The 17,966-nt window shown below is 70.6% G+C and carries 20 protein-coding genes and 3 pseudogenes; 12 read left to right on the top strand and 11 right to left on the bottom strand.

Translation table 11 applies throughout. The annotated features are described in order from the left end of the window. The first annotated feature begins 234 nt into the window (after positions 1 to 234). The 4 genes and pseudogenes from OG595_RS40270 to OG595_RS40255 all read left to right on the top strand — a co-directional run. Positions 235 to 984 carry an SDR family oxidoreductase gene (locus OG595_RS40270; protein ID WP_329280998.1) on the top strand — a complete coding sequence of 250 codons (750 nt, stop codon included), beginning with the start codon at positions 235 to 237 and terminating at the stop codon, positions 982 to 984. 36 nt (positions 985 to 1,020) lie between these two features. After that, positions 1,021 to 1,863: a cupin domain-containing protein gene (locus tag OG595_RS40265; RefSeq protein WP_329280996.1), complete on the top strand. Its 843-nt coding sequence runs from the start codon at positions 1,021 to 1,023 to the stop codon at positions 1,861 to 1,863. 402 nt (positions 1,864 to 2,265) lie between these two features. Beyond that, positions 2,266 to 3,534: an MFS transporter gene (locus OG595_RS40260; protein ID WP_329280995.1), complete on the top strand. Its 1,269-nt coding sequence runs from the start codon at positions 2,266 to 2,268 to the stop codon at positions 3,532 to 3,534. Between the two features lie 274 nt (positions 3,535 to 3,808). Beyond that, a pseudogene (locus OG595_RS40255) lies at positions 3,809 to 3,961 on the top strand (IS5 family transposase); the annotation flags it as partial. A 62-nt stretch (positions 3,962 to 4,023) separates the two neighbouring features. On the opposite strand, the pseudogene OG595_RS40250 reads toward OG595_RS40255, so the two are convergent. The 5 genes and pseudogenes from OG595_RS40250 to OG595_RS40230 form a co-directional block, all read right to left on the bottom strand. Continuing rightward, positions 4,024 to 4,395, bottom strand: a pseudogene (locus OG595_RS40250) (aldo/keto reductase); the annotation flags it as partial. Positions 4,396 to 4,447: 52 nt separating this feature from the next. Next, on the bottom strand, positions 4,448 to 4,576 hold the full coding sequence (locus OG595_RS40245) for a hypothetical protein (RefSeq protein WP_329280993.1): 129 nt from the start codon (positions 4,574 to 4,576) through the stop codon (positions 4,448 to 4,450). A 339-nt stretch (positions 4,577 to 4,915) separates the two neighbouring features. Further along, entirely contained in the window at positions 4,916 to 6,016 is a 1,101-nt protein-coding gene (locus OG595_RS40240) for a malic enzyme-like protein (RefSeq protein ID WP_329280991.1), read from the bottom strand. A gap of 259 nt (positions 6,017 to 6,275) precedes the next feature. Next, the gene (locus OG595_RS40235) at positions 6,276 to 6,428 is read right to left on the bottom strand and encodes a hypothetical protein (protein ID WP_329280989.1); all 153 of its coding nucleotides are present in this window, start codon (positions 6,426 to 6,428) and stop codon (positions 6,276 to 6,278) included. Between the two features lie 167 nt (positions 6,429 to 6,595). Then, positions 6,596 to 6,793 carry a hypothetical protein gene (locus OG595_RS40230; RefSeq protein ID WP_329280987.1) on the bottom strand — a complete coding sequence of 66 codons (198 nt, stop codon included), beginning with the start codon at positions 6,791 to 6,793 and terminating at the stop codon, positions 6,596 to 6,598. Between the two features lie 187 nt (positions 6,794 to 6,980). Between OG595_RS40230 and OG595_RS40225 the strand changes: the two genes are divergently transcribed. The 8 genes and pseudogenes from OG595_RS40225 (at position 6,981) to OG595_RS40190 (ending at position 10,615) form a co-directional block, all read left to right on the top strand. Further along, a complete protein-coding gene (locus tag OG595_RS40225) occupies positions 6,981 to 7,187 on the top strand; it encodes a hypothetical protein (RefSeq protein ID WP_329280986.1) in 207 nt (68 codons plus the stop codon). 2 nt (positions 7,188 to 7,189) lie between these two features. Further along, positions 7,190 to 7,510 carry a hypothetical protein gene (locus OG595_RS40220; protein ID WP_329280984.1) on the top strand — a complete coding sequence of 107 codons (321 nt, stop codon included), beginning with the start codon at positions 7,190 to 7,192 and terminating at the stop codon, positions 7,508 to 7,510. Continuing rightward, positions 7,507 to 7,877, top strand: a pseudogene (locus OG595_RS40215) (ArsR/SmtB family transcription factor). The gene OG595_RS40220 and the pseudogene OG595_RS40215 overlap by 4 nt, the downstream one beginning before the upstream one ends. Positions 7,878 to 7,908: 31 nt before the next feature. Then, positions 7,909 to 8,328, top strand: coding sequence for a CBS domain-containing protein (locus OG595_RS40210; protein ID WP_329280982.1), 420 nt, complete (start codon positions 7,909 to 7,911; stop codon positions 8,326 to 8,328). Positions 8,329 to 8,465: 137 nt separating this feature from the next. Further along, entirely contained in the window at positions 8,466 to 8,990 is a 525-nt protein-coding gene (locus OG595_RS40205) for a universal stress protein (RefSeq protein ID WP_329280981.1), read from the top strand. 421 nt (positions 8,991 to 9,411) lie between these two features. Continuing rightward, on the top strand, positions 9,412 to 9,792 hold the full coding sequence (locus OG595_RS40200; protein WP_329280979.1) for an ATP-binding protein: 381 nt from the start codon (positions 9,412 to 9,414) through the stop codon (positions 9,790 to 9,792). A gap of 56 nt (positions 9,793 to 9,848) precedes the next feature. After that, positions 9,849 to 10,019 (top strand): DUF6126 family protein, encoded by a 171-nt coding sequence (locus OG595_RS40195; RefSeq protein WP_329280976.1) that lies wholly within the window; start codon positions 9,849 to 9,851, stop codon positions 10,017 to 10,019. A 161-nt stretch (positions 10,020 to 10,180) separates the two neighbouring features. Beyond that, entirely contained in the window at positions 10,181 to 10,615 is a 435-nt protein-coding gene (locus OG595_RS40190) for a pyridoxamine 5'-phosphate oxidase family protein (RefSeq protein WP_329280974.1), read from the top strand. Between the two features lie 12 nt (positions 10,616 to 10,627). On the opposite strand, the gene OG595_RS40185 is transcribed toward OG595_RS40190, so the two are convergent. From OG595_RS40185 to OG595_RS40160, 6 genes are read right to left on the bottom strand one after another with little or no spacing between them, the layout of a single operon-like run. Further along, the gene (locus OG595_RS40185) at positions 10,628 to 12,106 is read right to left on the bottom strand and encodes a hydrogenase large subunit (RefSeq protein ID WP_329280972.1); all 1,479 of its coding nucleotides are present in this window, start codon (positions 12,104 to 12,106) and stop codon (positions 10,628 to 10,630) included. A gap of 3 nt (positions 12,107 to 12,109) precedes the next feature. Beyond that, a complete protein-coding gene (locus OG595_RS40180) occupies positions 12,110 to 13,765 on the bottom strand; it encodes a proton-conducting transporter transmembrane domain-containing protein (protein WP_329280970.1) in 1,656 nt (551 codons plus the stop codon). Then, positions 13,765 to 14,466 (bottom strand): hypothetical protein, encoded by a 702-nt coding sequence (locus tag OG595_RS40175; RefSeq protein WP_329280968.1) that lies wholly within the window; start codon positions 14,464 to 14,466, stop codon positions 13,765 to 13,767. Before OG595_RS40175 ends, OG595_RS40180 begins: the two co-directional genes overlap by 1 nt. Beyond that, positions 14,466 to 15,428 (bottom strand): respiratory chain complex I subunit 1 family protein, encoded by a 963-nt coding sequence (locus tag OG595_RS40170; RefSeq protein ID WP_329280966.1) that lies wholly within the window; start codon positions 15,426 to 15,428, stop codon positions 14,466 to 14,468. Before OG595_RS40170 ends, OG595_RS40175 begins: the two co-directional genes overlap by 1 nt. Beyond that, entirely contained in the window at positions 15,425 to 17,461 is a 2,037-nt protein-coding gene (locus tag OG595_RS40165; protein WP_329280964.1) for a proton-conducting transporter transmembrane domain-containing protein, read from the bottom strand. Before OG595_RS40165 ends, OG595_RS40170 begins: the two co-directional genes overlap by 4 nt. After that, complete coding sequence (locus OG595_RS40160; RefSeq protein ID WP_329280962.1) at positions 17,458 to 17,940, bottom strand: NADH-quinone oxidoreductase subunit B family protein; 483 nt, start codon at positions 17,938 to 17,940, stop codon at positions 17,458 to 17,460. Before OG595_RS40160 ends, OG595_RS40165 begins: the two co-directional genes overlap by 4 nt. Positions 17,941 to 17,966: the final 26 nt, after the last annotated feature.

Below are 17,966 nucleotides of genomic sequence, written 5' to 3'. Positions count from 1 at the left end.
CACGATGACGTACGCCGTGGCCTTCCCGTTCCGCCACTCACAGCCGACCTCGTAGCCGCCGCGGACGCGCGGCCCGGTGAAGGATTCCTGGGCCTTCCAGTCCTCCGGCGGAGCGGGTACAGGCAGGGACCGCCGATCCATGGACAAACCTTCCTCTCCCGCCTTCGCACAGGCGCTCCTACGGCCGAACCGCGGGCGCTCACCGGGCCGCCACAGCCAAGGAGAAGAACCCCCATGAAGATCACCGGCAACACGATCCCGATCACCGGCGGCACCTCGGGCATCGGCCGCGGACTCGCCGTACGCCTGCACGAGGAGGGCAACAAGGTGATCGTCGCCGGTCGGCGCGAGGAACTCCTCGACGAGATCACGGCCCAGCGCCCGGGCATCGACGCGCTCGTTCTCGACGTCGCCGACCCCGACTCGATCGCCCGGGCCCGTGAGACCGCGGCGACGAGTCACCCGAAGCTGAACGTCCTGGTCGACAACGCCGGCATCATGCTGCGGGAGAACCTCCTCGACCCGGCCGACCTCTCGATCGCCGAGGACCACGTCACGGTCAACCTGCTCGGCACGATCCGGGTGACGTACGCCTTCCTGCCCCTCCTGATCGGCAAGGACGACGCGGCCGTCATGAACATCACGTCCGCGCTGGCCTTCGTCCCACTGCCGATCACCCCCACCTACAACGCGACCGAGGCAGCCCTGCGCTCCTTCTCCGCGAGCCTGCGCGTCCAGCTCGCCGGGGCCGACGCCGGCGTCCAGGTCATCGAGGTGGCTCCGCCCGGCGTGCGCACGACCCTGCTCGGCCAGCAGGACTCCCCGAACTCCATGCCGCTGGACGAGTTCCTTGCCGAGACCCTCGGCCTTCTGCGCGAGCAGCCGGACGCCAAGGAACTCGTCGTTGAGCGCGCCGAGTTCGTCCGTTACGCGGAGGCCAACGGCGCATACGACCAGGCCCTCGCCATGCTCAGCGGCGCCTGAACCTTTTCGTGCGGCACGGAGGAGAAAAACGACGACATGAGACCCACGAACGAGGACACCGTCGAAACAGCACGGGTGCTGGCCCTGTGGGGTCACATCATGGACGACCACGAGCTGGACCGGCTCGGCGAAGTCCTCACCGAGGACGCGGTGTGGGACGCCGGCGCCTTCGGTCTCGAAACGGCCGTCGGGCCGGCGGCGGTCACCGCGGTCCTGGGTGGCGAGGGGCACGCGCGGGCTCATCACACGACGAACATCGTCGTGTCGGAGGGCCCTGGCGTTCATGACCTGCCGCGGGTCTGCCTCGACCGACCCGTAGTGGGCGGGTACCTCGATCCGCAGCTTGAGCAAGCTGGTCGGCGGCTGGGACGTCAACGCGTCGTTCGACCGCCACGTCGAAATACAAGGATGGCAACCACCCCCAGGAATGCAGACGAGCACCTTCGCGTGTGCGGGCTCGACCTGCTCATGCGCCATGGTTCCGACGGCCGACCTCATGATCGAGGAGAACTGACAGGATGTGAATCCAAGGATGGTGGTGTCGTGATGGACCGTTGGGTCAATGCACACGAGGTCGAGCTCACCCCGTTGCCGCTGGAGGAGGGCGACATCCTCGCCGGACGCCCAGTGGCAGCCGCGAGGACTCTGGGTGAGGTGGGCGGCGCGGAACTCGGCCTGTGGGCATTGACCGTCGGCACGGTCCGCGATGTCGAGGTCGACGAGCTCTTCGTCGTACTCGAAGGAGACGCGACCGTGCGATTCGAGACCGGGGAGAGCATCGAGCTCACCCCTGGCGTCGTCGTACGTCTGCACGCGGGGGAACGGACCGAGTGGGAGGTCCGCTCCCCCCTGCGAAAGGTCTATGTGTCCGCCGGCTGACTGAATCCGCATCCGCGTGGCTGGTGCCGCACCGCGCCGCGAACCCCGGATCGACCCGGCGATCATCCACTCGCGGTCGCCGGATCTCCACCCCGGAGGACACCGCGGACCGGATCGCGGAGCAGGGCGGCGGGCTGCAGGTGGGTGTGGGCTGGTTCGTCCTGGTCACCGCGTTGCGGTGGGCCCTCTTTGCCGTTACGAACCAGGTGATGGTGGCCTTGACCGAGTGCGGGACTCGAAGGTGACGATGGCGCCCGCGAGTTCCCGGGGCACCCGAGTCTGCCGCGCGACCATCGGGCTTGGAGACCGCCCAATATAGTGCGCGAAGCATGGACTGGAGGTTCCGGTCGGCGGCGGAGGCCCAGCACTGATGATCACCGGAGTCACCAGGGAGCCCGCGGCATGACCGGCACCACGGAGGCCCTTGACGGGTCGGCTGCAGTCGACGACGCAGCACGAGGTGTGACGCGCCCGTTCTACCTATACGCCGTGCTCGCCAACACGCTGTTCCAGCGCGGCGTATTCGTCATCTTCCTTTATCAGCGAGGCTTCTCCGTCGGGCAAGTGGCCCTTCTGCAGACACTGCTCTACCTGGTGAGTGGACTCGCGGAGTTGCCGACGGGAGTCATCGCCGACCGAATAGGCAGGCGTGCCAGCATCGTGATCGGCCAGATGCTGACAGCCGGATGCCTGCTCGGTCAGGTGGCGTCCTCCAACTACTGGGTGTTCCTGCCGCTGTTCATCGGCCAGGGCGTGGGCATGGCGTGTGTGTCCGGTTCGGACACCGCCCTGCTGTACGACCTGCTCGTGCGTCGTGGGGCAACGGCCGACTACGTCAGGATCAAGTCCCGGTTCACCATGCTCGGGACGGTCACCTCGGGAGCCGCCATCGTCCTCGGCGGCCAACTGCAGCAGATTTCCTGGGGAGTCGTCTACGTCGGTTCGGCGGCGTGCCTTGTCCTGGCCGTGGTGGTGCTGATGTCACGGGTGCCCGAGATCCGTGGCGCGGACGCGGTGGACGAGCAGGACGGAGCCGAGGAGCACGGCGACGCCACAGCGTGGCGGGCGATGCTCCGGGTCGCCACGCCGGCGCTCGTGACGCTTGTCATGGTGTCCGGATTGATGCACGCGACGTTGACGCCGTACATCATTTTTACCCAGAAGACCCTCTCCGATCAGGGAGCGGGCACCGCATTGGTCGGCGTGGTCATAGCGGCGGGATTCTTCGCCGGCGGACTCACTCCGCTGCTGTCGGACCGCGCGGACCGGCGCATCGGGTATCGGGCCGTCGTCCCGGTGTCTCTCCTGACGCTCGCCGCGGCGCTCGGCCTCAGCGGCCTCGGCCTTGTCTGGGTCACCATCGCCGCGTTCCTGGCCCTGGTCGGAATTCCCGAGATCACCGCCGTGATCGTGGACAACGTGTTCAACGAGGCGGTGCCGTCGCGCCACCGGGCGAGCCTGCTGTCGATGATCGCGTTCGTGGAGTCGGCGCTCATCGGCATCGGCTATCTCGTCCTCGGCGCGCTCATGGACGAGTTCGGCTCCAGTGCGGGCATGGCCACCTACGCCGCGGTCCCCCTGATGGCATGTCTCCTGTGGCTCCCGGTGCTCGTCCGAGGGGCACGGGTGACCACCGGGATCCAGAAACCCGCCGACCAGAAGGCATCCTGAAACGGATCATCTCGCGCGACGCCCCGGCCGACGGCAGGAGCGTCGCTCGTTGACAACCGCCGCCTGTGACCAGGATTGATAGTTGGCACTAGGCAACGTTCGTGACCTGCACTGATGCCAAGTAACTTCAGCGCGGGTGGCGCAGATTCAGAGAGATAGTTGGCACATTGGTACAGCGCAGGTCACGAGGGGTGTCGCGGCCGTGGCGACGGCTCTGCAACCGACGGACTTCAAGTCCCGCGGCAGTTCCTAATCCGTGAGTAGGTGGTTCCAGGTCAGCGAACTCGGCGTCCGCCTGCACCGAATGGTCCGTGAGCAGAAAGGACGCGCTGCCGAGCCCACGGCTTGCGCCATCGACGCGCAGAGCGTCAAGACCGCTCCCAGCGTGCCTACCGACTCCCAGGGCACCGAAGCCGGCAGGAAGATCTTTCCCTCGCCCTTCAGTTCCTGCCACAACGCCGACGGTACGGCGACACACATGAACCCAGCCTTCTCGCGGGCCCTTTCGGGGTACTTGCCACCGGCCAGGACGGTTGAGACCGCAGGGTGAGCAGCGCCGAACCGGAGTGCCGCCGCCCGGATGTCGACGCCGTGGCCGACGCAGATCCGCTGGATGCGGTCCCGTTTCGCGATCATGTCCGGTGCGGCTTCGGTGTAGTCGTAACGGTTTCCGCCGGCCAGGATGCCGGAGTTGTAGACGTCTCCGACCATGACGGGGATGTCGCGCTCGGCGCACAGGGGGAACAACTCGTCGAGTGCCGGCTGCTCAAGAAGTGTGTATCGTCCGGCGGTCTGGATGATGTCGCGGTCCGCCTCCTTGATCGCGCTTCGGGCTCCACAACGTTGTTGCCCAGGTCCCACGCGTAGATGACCCCCTGGTCATGTGACTCGGCGAGAGCCCGAAAGCAGCCGTTCACTGCCAGGTCGAACTGCTGCTCCCATGCGTCGTGTCGCCAAGGCGATCGGAGCCGGTGTCGTGCACGAAGACGAAGTCGATCTCCAAGATGCCCAGCCGCTGACAGCTGTCCTCGACCGAGCGCATGACGGCGACGTAGTCGTAGCAAGCCCGTCACGCTCCACTCGCAGTGTGCCTGTATCAATCTTGCGGGCGAAGCGAACGTCACGGACGGACGGCGCCACAGCCTGCGCCGGGGCGCGCACGGTCAGGCGGCCGTACTCCTTCATGTGCACGGCGTGCCAGACGCGGCCCCCTTCACGTTATGACTACACCCGCCGCCCTGGGTGGCCCGAGAGCAGCCGCGCAGCCTCGGTGTCAGAGCGGCCAGGCGGCGGACGGTTCGTCGCGGTGTCTTTGTCCGTGATGTGCTCGGGCTGCCCCCGAGTGAGGGTTCGTCATGGGTGTCCTGCGGCGGTCGCGGGCTCAGGCATCGGTGGAGTGCGCCGGGTCGCGGGCCAGCGCGGCGGTCAGGGCCTGGGCGACCCCGGGTTGGTCGATGGAAGGAAGCAGCTGGCCAGGGCCGGCCAGCCCGGCCAGGGCACGGGTGGCGGTCAGGAGATTGTGGTGGGTGAGACGCCGGGTGTGTGCAGCGGTGGCGAGCAGGGCCGGAAGAGCGTGGAGCGGGTGCGGCCGGTGGGCGGTCCCCTGGAGCGGGGGCAGCTCTTGGGGGCTGGCGCGCAGCACGGGCGTGCCGTCCTCGGGGGCGGGCAGGCCGGTCAGGTCGACGAGAAGGTCGGCGGGGCGGGCCGGATCCTTGGGGGGTGCGCCGGGTTCATGCAGGGTGAGGCTGCTGACACCGAGGGCGAGGAGGAGGCCACAGAGGTCTCCGCCGCGGTCGGCGCCGGCGAGGATCACGCGGGCGGTCCTCGTGGGGACCGCTTTATGGCGCAGGGCATTGAGGGTGGCGGCGGCCACGGCGACCGCGTGGGCGTGGCCGGTGGTGTCCACTACCGGAGTGCCGGTGTGTTCCAAGGCGGCGCGAACAGCGGCGACGTAGACGGGATGGGTGTGCGAGAGGCACAGTGCGGCGAAGCCGGGAGCCAGTGCGGCGGCCGTGGTGGCCAGGTCCTGGGGCGTGTGGGCGGTGACCGGCAGCGGGTGGATGTCCAGGCCGGTGGCGCGGCGCAGGTGGGCGGCGGTGGATTCCAGGCCCGGCAGGACGGTGGCAGCGGGCAGGGGGCCGAGGTCGGCGACAGCGGAGGCGTTGGAGATCAGTGCGATACGGCGGCGCCTGCCCGTACAGGAGTCGACGCTGTCGGGGTTGAGGATCAGATGCTGGATGACGCGGTGGTCGGCCTCGGTGTCGAGCAGGGCACGCTCCCGGGCGGTGCCGACGGGCACACACAGCCGTTGGCTGATCTTGCCGGTGGCCGCGGCGTCGAGGACCGGATCGCCCAGGTGGATCAGTTCCGTACCGAGGCGCTCACGCAGGAGCGTGCGCAGCCGCAGCAGGGAGAGGAGGCCGTCGGTGTCGGCGCTGATGCGACACAGGTCGGTGTCGGGGTCATGGTCCGATTCGGTCATGACCGCTCCCGGGACGCAGGCGATGACGGCGGCCACCGTGGGAGCACAAGCCGTGCGGACGTGCGCCTGGAGACCGAAGGCAGGCCGTGGCCTGCCGGGAGAGGGTATGCGGGGATGGCTGCTGGGAGTCATGTGAGCCGGCCTCCGTGTCCGGGCTGGTGCTGGTCTTCCGTGGAACAGTCCCGGGCCCCGGCCGTAGGAGCAGGTCGGACGGGTGGGCCGGGCACTCTGCGAGGTGACTTTCAGAGGACCGCGTCCGTCAGGACACGTCGCGGACGAGGCGGTATCCGGTGCCGATCCGTGGACGGATCCGCACGAGCTGCTCATACCGGTCGTCCGGCCGCGCCCGCAGCGGCAGGCAGTAGCGGTCCTGTCGGTACGCGTCGGTGATCGTCTCCGCGGAGCCTGTCACCGTCCATCCCGTTGGGAGAGACAGTGCCTCACGGAACGTCAGCGCGACGAGCCGGAGCAAGGGTCGCCTCATCGGCAGTCGTCCGGGATGTCCCGCCACCCGGTCCTCCGCCTGCGCGCCCGCGCAGGACGGAGACAGAGACAAGGACCCCGGCCGCGATCGGCTCATCAGCCTCGCACCGCACCGGCCTGGTCCACCCCGCCCGTGAGGTCCACGCCCAGCTCACGCCCCACGCGCTCGACCTCCTCGAGATCCACAGTGTGCACGGCGGCCGACCACGCGTCCCCGCGCCCTTCCGCCTCGACACGCGCCTGCCGCAGCTCCGCCGCCAGCCGACGCAACGCGGACTCGTGTCCTTCACTCATTCATCGCCTCCCGTGCCTGCCGTCGCACCCGCCCCACGCGACTGCGACGTCATGTGAAGTCGTGCTTCCCCGCCGGTACTTCAGCGGTGGATGCGGCTGCCCCGCCCCGCCCCGGAAGGGACAGTCACTGGCTGCGTACGTTATCAGTTGCTAAGATTGGCAATTGATGGATTACCTAGGAGGTGCGATGCGCGTCACGCCGATTCGCGGCACGAGTGCTCCCGTCCTGCTCTGCTCGGCGTGCGGACTGCTGTGCCGGCCCTCCGCGTTGGACAGCCAGGGACGGTGTTCACGATGCGGGAGTTCCCGCCTCGTCCAGTCCATGTCCGGCACCCGCCGCAAGCCGGCGCGGACCGGCCCGCTGCGCTTCTGGCAGCGACTGGGGCGGTGGTGAGCATGCGCTGGGACTCCACGGAGCACGACGGCGTGGGCGTGCTGCACTTGTTCGGCTTCCTGGGCAGTCAGGACACGCACCGCTTCGACGGGGCCGTGGACTGGGTCCGCTCCCGCTCGAACGGCATCCTCGTGCTCGACATGTCCGGCCTGCTCGGCTGGAGCACGGAGGGGGAGGCCGCCGTGCTGCGCGCCGCCCAGAGCGGGCTGGCCGTGTGCGGACTGCTCGACCGCCCCGCTCCGCTGCTGAGCGGAGACACGACCGGGTTCATCCGGATCTACCCCGACCTCCGCTCCGCCCTGGCCGACCTGGCCACGGCGTGAGCACACCACCGCTGTACCAGCTCAAGGCCGAGTTCTTCAAAACCCTCGGTCACCCGGTGCGCATCCGCGTGCTGGAACTGCTCAGTTCGCGCTCGTACACCGTGGCCGAGATGCTCCCTGAGGTCGGCGTCGAAGCCGCCCACCTGTCGCAGCAGCTGGCCATCCTGCGCCGCGCGAATCTGGTGGCCACGCGCAGGGAAGGCTCCACCGTCCACTACCGCCTCACCACCCCGAGGTGACCAACCTGCTGACCGCGGCCCGCTGCATCCTCAGTGGTGTCCTGGCGGGCCAGGCCGACCTCCTCGCGGGTCTCCAGGCGACGCCTGCCGCGATCCTCCCCCCTCGACCTCGACCTCGCCCGGCCTGACGCTGTGGCCCTCCTGTCCCCGGAGCCGACGATGCCCTCCTCTACGCACCCCACCGCCGCCGACGCGATGCTCGCGCCAGAAATCCAGGTCAGTGACCACAGCAGCATCGACAGGGCCCTCGACGTACTCCGGGGGTCGCACACCGAATTCGTCCCCGTCCGGGACGACACCGGGCGATGCGCCGGCATCGTCACCCGCGATCAGCTCGCCGCCCATGGAGCGAAGCCCGGGTACACCGAGAACACCCGCGTTCGTGACATGGCACATGACCACAGCGCGTTCGCGCGCCCCGGCATGCCGGCTGCGGACGTGACCGCCGACCTGCGTGAGCGCTCGCTGACGGCTCTGCCCGTCGTCGACGACGACGGCTTCGCCCTGGGCATCGTCACCGCCACCCGGTTGCAGACGGTTCTCGCGGCATCGGCAGGCGGTACTGCCGAGCAGCCCTGACTGAGTCCTGGCCACCGATTCGCCACCGCCCGCCCCGACCGCCTGCTGAGCCCCGTCCCTTCCCTGCGGCCCGCACGATCGCCCGAGACCTCCTGCGGCCACCGAGAGTTTCCGCCTCCTACACCAGGAATGACCCCATGAGCCAGTGGCTACCGCGTAAACGCCACAGCGGCGAGCGCCGTCCGCCCCTGCCCGACGCGGCACCCGACCCCGGGGCGGCGCTTCCGCTCCGGCACGATCCCTTCCGGCACGCAATCGTCGTGGGATACAGCGGATCTCCCTCCGACGAGCGCACTCTGGCCTACGCCAGCGGCATGGCACACCGCGCCGGCCGGGGCCTGGTGGTCGTCCACGTCACCCACCGGCTGCCCAGCCCCAGTTGGTGGGAGGGCGGCGAGCCGATGGCCCGCCTCGACCTCCCCGAGGACAACAGCCAGAGTCTGGCCGACACCCTGGCCCGTACCGGGCAGCTCATACAGGTGCCCTGGGTCGCCGTCCACACCCGCGGCGACATCTGCCACGAACTCGAAGAGATCAGCAGGTGGTACGCGGCCGACGCCATCGTCGTCGGCGCCAGTCGCAGCGTCACCGCCAAGCTCTTCGGCCGCGTCGGCAGCCGCCTCGCCCGGCAACCGCGGCACCCCGTGATCGTCATCCCGTAGCGACAGACACGTCGGTCCGCCTCCGGCAAACGGTGGCGCCGCTTATGGCGAGCGGTCCCCACCGGGAGCTTCACCCGGCTTAGCATTGCAGAGTTCTTCAATTAGGCAGTTGCCGAATTTCCTAGTACCGAAGGAGTAGGGGCCATGGGGGCGAGGTCACGGATCCGCTCGCGATCACAGGGCGAGCCGGTCGACGCTGAGCGGCCGCGCAGCGGTCGGTGGCTGGACATCGGGGCGGGCGAGGAGTGAACAGGATGCCGACTGCGCTGCCCGTTCTCCTGTCGGCACGGCAGGACCTGCTGGGCGAGTTGCGCGCGGCGGAGCCGGCGCGGTGAGGGGCAGCGACCGGTTCCGGCCGTGCCGAAGGGGCCGGCCCGCGACGGCTGTCAGCCCCGCTCCGCCGTCGGTGGCCCGGTACTGCGTGTCTGTCGAGATGGCGCCGGAGGCGGTGACACGGGCTCGCGAGGCAGTGACCGAGGGCCTGGCCGAGGTCGGCGTCGTGGCGGGTTCCGCGTTTGCCGACGCGGTGCTGCTCGTGGTCAGTGAACTGGTCGCGAACGTGCTGCGGCACGCGCCGCGCTGCCCGGTCGCCGACGTGGAGCTCACGGTCGGAGCGGGGCATCTCGTCGTGGGCGTCGCTGACGCCGAACCCCGGCTTCCCCTCCTGGGACCCGGTGAGATGGGTACGGGGCTGCGCTTGGTGGCCGAGTTGGCCGCCGAGTACGAGGGCGGCATCGGCGCGAAACTGACCGTCGACCGTGAAGGCAAGGTCGTCCTGGTCCGGTTCCGTATGCCGTCGTAGCAATCGGTTCCATCGATGGAAGTCCGTGGAGATCGCAGGATGAAGGGAGACGGCACGTGAGTGACCAGACGGCCCACCGGCCGAAGGGCAAGAAGAAAGCCAAGGCCAGAGACCGGGACGGTTGGATCGAGCGCGGGGTCATGATCCGGGCGGGCTTCTACATCTTCGGTACACACATCATCGCCGGATGGGTGATGCTGCTCTTCTACCTCGGCCAGCACAAGTAGCCGAGGAACCGACCGGCACAAGAGACGATCACCCAATGGCGGGGCAGGATGACCCTTGCGTCCATCTTTGTACGGATGTGGCCATGTTGTTCAACGGGGAACGGTGAGACGGCACTGTGGCGGGAGGGCATCGGACCCGTGACCCTGTACGGAGAGGAACCATGACGGCTGTCGAACCATCGCGGAGCCGCCTCGTCCCCATGGACCCGGTAGAGGCACTGGCCCTGTTGGCCGAGGCGCCGTTCGGCCGCGTGGTCTTCTCCCACCAGGCGCTGCCAGCGATTCGCCCCGTCAACCACCTCGTTGAAGCAAGCGGCGACATCGTCATCCGTACCCACACCGGGATGGCGCTGCTCGGCCGTGACGCGCTGTCGGCGGTCGTGGCGTACGAGGCAGACGATCTCGACCCCGTCACGCGGACCGGCTGGAGTGTGGTGGTCACCGGCACCGCGTCCCCGGTCTCCGATCCCGCCGAACTGGCCCGCTACCAGGCCGCGCTCACGTCCTGGGTGGAGGCGGACATGGAGCATGTGGTGCGGATCCGGGCCGACCTCGTGACCGGCTACCGGCTGGTGCGCGGCGAAACAGGCTCCTGAACGGTCACATGGTCACAGGTCGTTGCCCGCGTAGGAGAGATTGAAGCTCTTGTTGGTCAGCGGGAAGTCGGGGACGATCGTGCCGTTCAACGCGACCGGCAGCGCGGGCCAGTTGAAGAACGACGGGTCAACCGGCTTGACCCGCTTGAGGGTGTTGTCGGCGGCGAGTTCGACGCGGGTGGCGATGGTGCCGCGCCAGCCCTCGACGAGACCGACACCGCTGCGGGGACCCTCCCCGGGAGTGGCGGCGTGCCCGAGCACCACGCCGCTCTCCGCACAGTCGAGGAGTTCCCGGATCAGCGTGAGTGCTGTGTCGATCTCCTCGGCGCGGACGATGAAGCGGGCCAGGACGTCGCCGCTGGTGTGCACGGGGACTTCGGCCGGTTGCCCGTGCGGGGCGAAGGGGTGGGCGATGCGGGCGTCCTGGGCGAGGCCGCTGGCGCGGGCGACGTAGCCCAGGCAGCCGATGTCGCGGGCGGCTTCGGCGGGCAGGATCGCGGTGCCGGTGAAGCGGTCATGGACGGTGGAGTGGCCCAGCGCCAGTCTGACGATCTCGTGGATGTCGTCGCCGATCGCCTCCAACTGGGTGCGGCTGGGCAGGTGGTGCAGGGCGCTGCCGCCGGGGACGACGCCGCCGCGCAGCAACCGGTGCCCGGTCACCGTGTGGTTGAGACGCAGGAGGCGTTCGCGCACCCGCTGGGCGTGGGCGTTGAGGATGCCGTGTCCGACGTCGTTGCAGAGCATGCCGAGGTCGGCGACGTGGTTGTGGAGGCGTTCGAGTTCGAGGAGTAGGGCGCGGGCGCACTGGGCCTGTTCGGGGACGGCCGTGCCGGTGGCCTCCTCGACGGCGAGGCAGTAGGCGAGGGCGTGGCCGACGGCGGTGTCGCCGCTGATGCGCTCGGCCAGCGGCAGCCCGCCCACGATACTGCGGCCCTGGAAGAGCTTCTCGATGCCCTTGTGCACGAACCAGAGGCGGGCCTTGAGTTTGAGGATGGTCTCGCCGACGACGGAGAACCGGAAGTGGCCGGGTTCGATGATCCCGGCGTGCACGGGGCCGACGGGGATCTCGTAGACGCCGTCGCCCGTGACCTCAAGGAAGGGGTAGGGCCCTTCCTGTTCGCCGAAGGCGGGCGGGTTGCCGGCGTCGGGATGCATCGGGTACCAGCCGCGCGGCCAGTGGAAGTGGCGTACCAGGCGGCGCGGTTGCGGGTGGTCGAGGGGGACGATGCCGTGCAGGTCGTGCATCTCGCGTTCGAACCGGCCGGCGGGAAAGGAGAGATGGGCCAGGCTGGGCATCTCGGGGCGGGCCGGGTCGAGGCGCACGTGGAGTTCGATGCGGGTGTCGGGCGGCCCGGAGACGAAGAGGTGGACGAGACGTACGGCGTCTGCGTCGTGGTGGGCGGCGATCAGGGCGAGACGATGTCCGTCGCGCAGCAGCGACTCGGCCCGCTTGGGCAGTTCGGCGGCGGGGACGTCCTGCACGGTGCGCATCGGTCAGGGCCTTTCGATGACGGCGGCGGCCTGGGTGAGCAGGTCGCCCAGCGGGCCGGTGGCGATGCCGATGGCGGCGCAGGCCATGAGGCCGAGAACCAGCGGCCACAGGGCGGATGGGCTTTCCCCGGATGGCTCCGCGGGGCCGAGCAGCATCCGCGCCGTGCGGGTGGCCAGCGCCGCGAAGGCGATCAGGACCAGCAGGAGGGCGGCGGCCGTGACCCAGCCCAGCCCGGCTCCGGCGGCGAATCCGGCGCGGGCGATGCCCAGTTCGGAGGCGAAGAGGCTGAACGGCGGGAACCCCAGCAGCGCCACCACTGCCAGCCCGAACAACGCGCCCAGCCAGGGTGATTGGGCGAGCAGCCCACGGACGCGTCCGATCTTCGACGTGCCCCGTAGCCGCAGGATGCGGCCCGACGCGCAGAACGCGGTGCCCTTGGCCAGGCCGTGCCCGGCGATGTGCAGCAGGCCGGCCGCCAGGGCGAGCGGGCTCCCGATCGCCGCGGCGAGGGCGATCAGGCTCATGTGCTCCATGCTGGAGTAGGCCAGCATCCGCTTGTAGTCCCGTTGGGCCAGCAGCAGGCCCGCGGCGAGCGCCAGTGTGAGCAGCGCGATGCCGGCCAGCAGGACGCGGGTGAAGCCCGCACCCAGGGCGGCATCGGCGATGACGCGGTAGCGCAGGATCGCGGCCAAGGCGACCGCCAGCAGCACCCCGGACATCAGCGCGGAAACCGGGGCCGGGGCCTGGCTGTGCGCGTCGGGCAGCCAGGCGTGCAGCGGCACCAGGCCCGCCTTGGCGCCGTATCCGAGGATCACCAGGCTGATGCCGAGCCGGGTGACCGCCGGGTCGAGCCGGTCCGCACGGGCCACCAGAGTGGGCCAGTCCAGCGCCCACGCCTCGGAGATTCCGGCCTGCCGGGCCGCGTAATAGAGGAGCACGGTGCCCAGGAAGGCGAGCGCGATGCCGGCCGAGCAGATCACCACGTACTTCCACGCGGCCTCGACGGAGGTGCGGGTGCGGCGGTGGCCGACGAGGAACGCTGTGACGACGGTGGTCGCCTCGATGGCCACCCACAGCACGCCGAGGTTCGCGCTCACCACGGCCAGGCACATCGCGCCGAGGAACGTCTGGACCAGCATGTGGTAGCGCCACACGGTCCACGCCGTCGCGCTCCCGGCGGCCCGCTCCGCCGCCAGATGTGCGGGCGCCGAGGCACAGGCGATGAAGGCGACGGCGCCGACGACCAGCAGCATCCAGGCCGTCAGCGCGTCGGCACGCAGCAGTCCGGAGTACGCGGACACGGACCCGCCGTCGACGCGATCCGCGGCCAGCAGTGCCGCGCAGGTGAGGATCACCGTCGGGGAGGCCACTGCGGCCCAGTCGGACGGGTGGCGTGCCCGCTCCGAGGAGGCAACAGCCGACTCCCCGGGTGGGGAGGGGTCTGCCCCTTTTCCCCTGGGCGGGATGCTCGTGGCGCCTTGGACAGTGACCGGAGCGGCTTTCTCCGCATGTTGTGGACGGCTCCTTTCCGCCCGCCGTACCGTCGGCAGCCCGCGGGGCAGCTCACGCCTGGCGAACCCGGTGAGCGCGTACCCGGCGGCCACGACCAGCGGTACGGCGGCGGGCGCGGTGAGGAACAGCGCGGTGGCGGCGGTCATCAGTCGTGCAGCTCCCGCAGGTCGTCGATGTCGGTGGTGCCGAACGCCTCCCGCACCCGCACGGTGAGTACCTGCAGGACCAGGACGGCGAGCAGCACGTCGAAGGAGACTCCGAGTTCGACGATCAGCGGCACCCCGGAGGCGGCCAGGAAGGCGGTCGCGGTGATGCCGTTGTCCAGCAGCAGGAAGCCGACCACCTGGGCCAGCGCGCGGCGCCGGGTGACCAGGACGAAGAAGCCGATCAGCACGACGGCCAGGCCGACCGGCAGCGCGCGGGTGGCGGGAGTCGGATCCAGTTCGACCAGAGGGCGGGCGACGGCGTAGGCGAGAAGGGTCAGCGCGGCGGCGGTCAGCAGTGAGGCGGCGACGTTGACCAGCGGCTGGGTCTCGCGTGCCTCCTCGCTCCAGCCGTGTCCGCCGGGCCCGCCGTCCCGCTCGGCGACGAACGATCTGAGGGCGCGGCGGATCAGGTACGGCAGCAGGCCGGCCCGCAGCACCCCGATCCCCACCGCCACCACGATCAGGCCCCACCGGTTCTCGTGCAGTCCCAGCAGTAGGGCGATCGCCGCGAGTGCGACGCCCTGGAGGGCGAAGAGCCGGACGATCGCGGCGAGTTCGCGCCGCCACAACACGACCACGGCGGCCAGCAGGAACGCCCCGCAGGCCAGGTCGAGCAGCTGGGTGAACAGACCCTCGCTCATCACTGTCCCCCTTCTCCGCCGAGGAAGTACGAGGCCGTCACCGCGAGCAGCGCCAGCAGGAAGGAACCGGCGAGGAGTTCGGGCACGCGGAACAGCCGGAGCTTGGCCCAGAACACCTCGGCCGCCGCCAGCGCCATCCCCAGCGCCATCACCTTGAGCACGACGAGCACCAGAGCAAGCAGCACGGCCGCGAGTGAGGCAGTGGCGGCGATCCCCCATGGGGCGAACAGCGAGGCCAGCAGGCCCAGCAGCACGGTCAGTCGCACCTGGGCGCCGAACTCGACCAACGCCAGATCCGGGCCCGCGTACTCCAGGACCATGGCCTCGTGGACCATGGTCAGCTCCAGGTGGGTCGAGGGATTGTCCACCGGCAGCCGGCCGCTCTCGGCCAGCACCGCCACCGCGAGCGCGGCAATCGCCAGCAGCCCGGCCGGGGAGGTGAGGCGGGCGGGCTGGTCGGCGGCGCCGGCGACGATGACGGGCAGGTTGGTCGACCCGGCCGGTATCGACAGCGCGAACACCGCCATCAGGATGGTCGGCTCGACCAGTGCGGCGATGGTCATCTCCCGGGAGGCGCCCATGCCGCCGAACGCGGTGCCGGTGTCCAGGCCCGCGAGCGCCAGCGCCATCGTGCCCAGCGCCAGCAGCGCCACCACCACGATCAGGTCCGCCCGGCCCCGCACCGGCGTGTCGGTGGAGATCAGCGGCACCAGTACGGCAAGCACCAGCGAGGTGGCCACCAGCACCAGTGGCGCCCACCTGAACGCCGGCCCGGTGCCGACCGGCGTGATCGGTTCCTTGCGCAGCAGTTTGCGCACGTCACGCCACGGCTGCAGCACCCCGGGCCCGGCCCGGCCCTCCAGGCGTGCCCGGGTCTGCCGCATCAGACCGGTCAGCAGGGGTGCGCCTGCCGCCACCGCGCCCATCTGGAGGGCGATCGCCGCGTATCCGACCGTGTTCACCAGCCCACCACCAACACCACCAGCAGAGCTACCAGCCCGAAGAAGCCGTAGCCGAGATAGACGTGCACGCTGCCGCCCGCCAGTCGGCGCGCCGACTGCCCGGCGGCAGCCAGCAGACCGAGGACCGGCCGGTAGAGGCGGTGCTCGATCCGGTCGGGCACCCGGTTGCGGAAGGCCACCCGCTCCACGAGATACGCCGACTCGCGCACCGGCGTGACGTCCACGTCCTGCTCCGGGGCGAGCACGTCGTCGAAGACCCGCTGCAGCGGCTCGGCGAACGAGGTGGCCGTGTAGGCCATGCGCGGCGTCGGCGCCCCGCCCCCGCAGTCCCACAACCTGGCCCGCGTACGCCGCCGCCGGTGCCGCGACGCCCACCGCACGGTCGCCATGACCGCGCCCAGCGCCACCACCAGTGCCGCGAGGATCCACAGAGGGGAGAGCACGGCGGACACCTCGTCCAGGCGCACCCGCAGCCCGCCGCCCGTGACCGGCCGTGTCCCGGTGTGCCCGGCCGCCTCCACCGCGCGGTCCAGGCCGTCGGCCAGCAGCCCCGGCACCAGGGCCAGGGCCGCGCACAGGGCGGCGAGCAGGCCCATCCCGGCCAGCATGAGCCGCGGCGACTCCTCGGCCACTGCGGCCTGTTCGCCGCGCGGCCGGGCGAAGAAGCCCACGCCGAGCGCCTTGACGAACACCGCCGCCGCAAGCCCCGCCGACAGCGCGATCACCGCCACCGCCAGCGGAAGCACGATCGCCGTGGTCACGCCGGGCACGGCCAGCCCGTGGATCATCGACTGCAGCATCAGCCACTCGCTGATGAACCCGTTCCCGGGCGGCAGCGCCACCGCGCCCAGCGCACCGACCGCGAACAGTCCCGCCGTGACCGGCATCCGCGCCCGCAGCCCGCCCAGCAGATCCAGGTTCCGCTCGCCGACCGCGCGCAGCACCGAACCCGCCGCGGTGAACAGCAGGGCCTTGAACGCCGCGTGGTTGACCACGTGCAGCAGCGCGGCCGCCAGCGCCAGAGCGGCCAGTGCGTCGTTCCCGGCGTGGGCGAACAGCCCGGCCGCGCCCACGCCGAGCACCACGAGACCCATGTTCTCGCTGGTCGAGTAGGCCAGCAGCCGCTTCAGGTCCGAGGCCATGGCGGCCTGCAGGATCCCGTAGACCGCTGACAGTCCGCCCATGGCCATCACCAGCAGCCACCACCAGGCCGGTCCCCCGCCCAGCAGATCGAAGCCGACGCGAACGAGGCCGTAGATCCCGAGGTTGACCATGGCCGCGCTCATCAACGCCGAGACGGCGCTGGGCGCTTCGGGGTGCGCGCGGGGCAGCCAGGCGTGCAGCGGCACCAGGCCCGCCTTCGACGTGAACGCCACCGCCGTCAGCACGAAGACGAGCCCGCGCACGGTCGGCGACATGCCCGCCATGCCGGTACGCAGGGCGGCGAAAGTCTCACCCCCGGCCTGAGCGGCGTACACGGACAGTCCCGCGAGCAGCAGGACGAGCCCCAGGTGGGTCATCACCGCGTACCAGAGTGCCGCTTCCCGTACGGCGGGCCGGGCGCGGTGCTCGGCCAGGACGAGCAGCAGCGAGGTGAGCGCCATCAGCTCCCACAGCAGCAGGAACGTCGACACCGAGGCCGCTGTCGGCACCGTCAGCAGGGTCAGTGCGAACAGCGGCAGGGCCGCCTGCCCGCCCCGCGAGCCGAGGCCGTGCGGGCCGTGCCCGGCCACATAGCCGATGCCGTAGACGGCCACCGCCGCCACCACGGCTCCGGCGACCGCCATGAACAGTCCGGACAGGGCGTCCACCTCGAAGTGCGCCCCGGCCAGCGGGAGCAGCCCGGATACCTGGGCCGACCAGCGGCTTCCGCCCAGTGCAGCCACACCCGCCGTGCCACCGGCCACCCCCACACCCGCCGTCAACATCCCCGCCACCCCGCCGCGCACCCGCTGCGGCAGGACCAGCAAGGCCGCCCCACCCGCCACGCCGAGTCCGGTGGCCGTCGCGAGGGCGGCCGGGATCGTGCTCACCGGCCGGTCACCCTCCGCAGCGCCGCCACGATCTCGTCCGGCCGAGGCGGACATCCGGGCACCGCCAGATCCACCGGAACGACATCGCAGACGGCGCCCTCGACGCCGTAGCCACCCGCGAACTCACCGCAGTTGATCGCGCAGTCGCCGACCGCGACCACCAGCCGTGGCTCGGGCATCGCGGCGACCGTGCGCCGCAGCGGCTCGGCCATGTTCCGGGTCACCGGCCCGGTCACCAGCGCCACGTCAGCGTGCCGGGGCGAGGCCACCAGCCGGGCCCCGTACCGCTCGGCGTCGTAGACCGGATTGAAGGCGCCGGCGATCTCGATCTCACAGCCGTTGCAGGAGCCGGCGTCCACGCAGCGCACCTGCACCGAGCCGCCGAACTCCTTGGCTGCGGGCGGCTGTTCGCCCTCCGGCCTGGGTGGGGCGGGCTCGGCCACCCGCCCGGTGTCGTGGATCTTGCGCAGCAGACTCATTGACCGCCCCTCTCCCGTCGCTGGTG

Source organism: Streptomyces sp. NBC_01451, from assembly GCF_036227485.1.
Classification (GTDB): Bacteria; Actinomycetota; Actinomycetes; order Streptomycetales; family Streptomycetaceae; genus Streptomyces.
The sequence above is the reverse complement of the archived record's forward strand: the minus strand, read 5'-3'. Positions and strand labels throughout refer to the sequence as shown.